The sequence below is a fragment of the Paracoccus sp. FO-3 genome (assembly GCF_006386455.1).
Taxonomy (GTDB): Bacteria; Pseudomonadota; Alphaproteobacteria; order Rhodobacterales; family Rhodobacteraceae; genus Paracoccus; species Paracoccus versutus.
Map to the genome: position 1 here is coordinate 1 of NZ_VCBQ01000208.1, position 3,244 is coordinate 3,244.

General features: G+C 67.4%; 2 protein-coding genes. Both read left to right on the forward strand.

Annotated elements, in window-relative coordinates:
* Positions 1-1,278, forward strand: a 1,278-nt coding sequence (locus tag FE811_RS26225) for an inorganic phosphate transporter (RefSeq protein WP_140849427.1), incomplete at its 5' end; no start/stop codon positions are given.
* A gap of 339 nt (positions 1,279-1,617) precedes the next feature.
* On the forward strand, positions 1,618-3,081 hold the full coding sequence (locus FE811_RS26230; RefSeq protein WP_140849429.1) for a sodium:alanine symporter family protein: 1,464 nt from the start codon (positions 1,618-1,620) through the stop codon (positions 3,079-3,081).
* Positions 3,082-3,244 lie beyond the last annotated feature (163 nt).

The following is a 3,244-nucleotide window of genomic DNA, read 5'->3' on the forward strand; positions in this document are numbered from 1 at the left end:
GTGTTTGGCGCCTACATGGCGCTGAACATCGGGGCCAACGATGTGGCCAACAACATGGGTCCTGCGGTGGGGGCGAACGCGCTCAGCATGGGGGGCGCCATCATCATCGCGGCGGTGTTCGAAAGCGCGGGCGCGCTGATCGCCGGGGCCGACGTGGTCTCGACCATCGCCAAGGGCATCGTCGCCCCCGAGGCGCTGGACACGCCTGCGACCTTCATCTGGGCGATGATGGCGGCGCTGCTGGCGTCGGCCCTGTGGGTCAATCTGGCGACATGGATCGGGGCGCCGGTCTCGACCACGCATGCGGTGGTCGGCGGGGTCGTGGGCGCGGGCATCGCCGGGGCCGGCTTCGGCGCGGTCAGCTGGGACCAGATGTTCGCCATCGCCGCCAGCTGGGTCATCTCTCCGGTGATGGGCGGGGTCGTGGCGGCAGGCTTCCTGTGGCTGATCAAGTCCCGCATCGTCTATCGCGAGGACAAGATCGCCGCGGCCCGCGTCTGGGTGCCCATCCTGGTCGGCATCATGGCGGGCACCTTTGCCGCCTATCTGGTGATGAAGGGGCTGAAGCAGCTGGTCGAGGTCTCGATGGGCGCTGCGCTGCTGCTGGGCCTGATGGTGGGGCTGGGCTGCTGGTTGCTGATGATTCCGGTCACCCGCCGCCAGTCCGAGGGGCTGGAGAACCGCAACAAGTCGGTGAAGGTGCTGTTCGGCATCCCGCTGGTCGCCTCTGCCGCCTTGCTCAGCTTTGCCCATGGCGCCAACGACGTCGCCAATGCCGTCGGCCCGCTGGCGGCCATCGTGCAGACGGTGCAGACGGGCGATTTCAATGGCGACGTGACCATTCCCCTGTGGGTCATGCTGATCGGGGCCTTCGGGATCTCCTTCGGGCTCAGCCTGTTCGGCCCCAAGCTGATCCGCATGGTCGGCAGCGAGATCACCAAGCTCAACCCGATGCGCGCCTATTGCGTCGCCCTGTCGGCGGCGATCACGGTCATTCTGGCAAGCTGGCTGGGGCTGCCGGTCAGCTCGACCCATATCGCGGTGGGGGCGATCTTCGGCGTGGGCTTCTTTCGCGAATGGGATGCCGAGCGGCGGCTGAAACAGGCCCGCATCGCCGTGCCCCGGCCGGAATACATACCCGCGGACGAGCGCCGCCGCCGCAAGCTGGTCCGCAGGCTGCATGTGCTGACCATCGGGGCGGCCTGGGTCGTCACCGTTCCTGCCGCGGCGCTTCTGTCGGCGCTCCTGTTCCTGATCCTGCGGCAGATACCGGCCTGATTCGCGCCCCGGCGCGGCAGATCGAAACCCGTGATGATGGCGTCAGAACCACCGCGCCCCCTTGGCGCCGATGGGGCGATGGACGCTGAAGGGATCGCCTGCCGCGCCAAGGCTTCGGCTGCTTGCGCAAGGGGATCCCGAGCGGACCGCCTTTGCGCAGCGGCGCCAAGGCAAACCCGACCTCGCCGGTCTCTGTCCCTGTCCTGGTGGGAACGTCTTTCGCGCCATGGCCGTCTTTCGCCCCCGTTCGCTGCGGCAAGGGCCGTGCCGCGGCCGAACTTGACATCCGGGACCGAACGGTTCCGTTTGCGGCCCTTGCAATCACGAGAGGCGGTATTGATGGGACTCGACCAGATGGAAGCAATCCTGGGGAAAATCGGCGGGATCGTCTGGGGGCCTTACCTTCTTGTCCCGCTGCTGTTGGGCACCGGGCTTTACCTGACGATCCGGTTGCAGGGCATCCAGCTTGTCCGTCTGGGCGCGGCTCTGCGGCTTGGGCTGCTCAAACGCAGGGATGACGATGCCGAGGGCGACATCTCGCAATTCCAGGCGCTGACCACCGCGATGGCCGCGACGGTCGGCACCGGCAACATCGTCGGGGTGGCGACGGCCATTGCGGCGGGCGGTCCGGGGGCGCTGTTCTGGATGTGGGTCACGGCGATCCTCGGCATGGCATCGAAATATGCCGAGGCCTTCCTCGGCGTGCGCTTCCGCACCACCGACGAGGTTGGCGAGAAGAACGGCGGCCCGCAGTATTACCTGGAGCGCGGCATCCCGAACGGCTTTGGCAGGTTCCTTGCGCTGTGCTTTGCGATATTCGCCGTCTGCGCCTGCTTCGGCATCGGCAACATGACGCAGGGCAACTCGATCGCCTCGAACCTCGAGCGCAGCTTCATGATCCCGACCTGGATCACCGGCATCGTCCTGGCCGGCCTGACGCTGGTGGTGCTGGTCGGCGGGATCAAGTCCATCGGCAAGGTGACTGCCGGGCTGGTGCCGGTGATGATCCTGTTCTACGTCCTGGGCGCGCTTTACATCCTGCTGGTCAACATCGGGTCGGTGCCCGCCGCCCTGGGCGAGATCTTTTCGCAGGCCTTTACCGGGACGGCGGCGACGGGGGGCTTCCTGGGCTCCACCATCATGATCGCGGTGCAGTTCGGCGTGGCGCGCGGCATCTTCTCGAACGAATCCGGCATGGGTTCCGCCGCGATTGCCGCCGCTTCGGCGCAGACCACGCATCCGGTGCGGCAGGGCCTGGTGTCGATGACCCAGACCTTCATCGACACGATCATCGTCGTGTCCTGCACCGGCCTGGTGATCATCACCACCGGCGTCTGGACCGAGATCGACCCGCAGACGGGGCTGCAGATCTCGCCCTCGATCATGACCGGACAGGCGTTCAGCCACGGCCTGCCGGGACAATGGGGGCATTGGGTCGTGACCGTCGGCCTGGTTCTTTTCGCCTATTCGACCATCCTGGGCTGGGCCTATTACGGCGAACGCAACCTCGAGCGCCTGGTGGGTCATCGCGGCGTCATGCCCTTCCGCATCCTGTTTTCCCTGGTGGTGCTGCTGGGCTGCACGGTCCAGCTGGGCGTCGTCTGGAGCTTTTCGGACGTGATGAACGGGTTGATGGCCATCCCGAACCTGATCGGGCTGCTGATCCTGTCGGGCCTGATCGCGCGCGAAACCCGCTTCTACCTTCGCCACGACCCCCGGCTGGAGGCCGACCGCCAGCAGATCGAGGGCTTCATGAAGGGCCAGCCGAGCTGGGACGAATGGAGGGCGAGCGAGCGGTCGTAAGCCTTGCCGGCCGCTCCGCCGGTGCCGGCGGGGTGGTTCGCGGGCCAGGTGCTTTCTGCCGGCGACCCCAGCGGGCCGACGAGCGCGCCCGCACGGCCTGGCGGTAAGGCACCGCCGACGCGGCCCGACCGGCGCGCGCAGCCGGGCGACCGGAAGGGCCGGC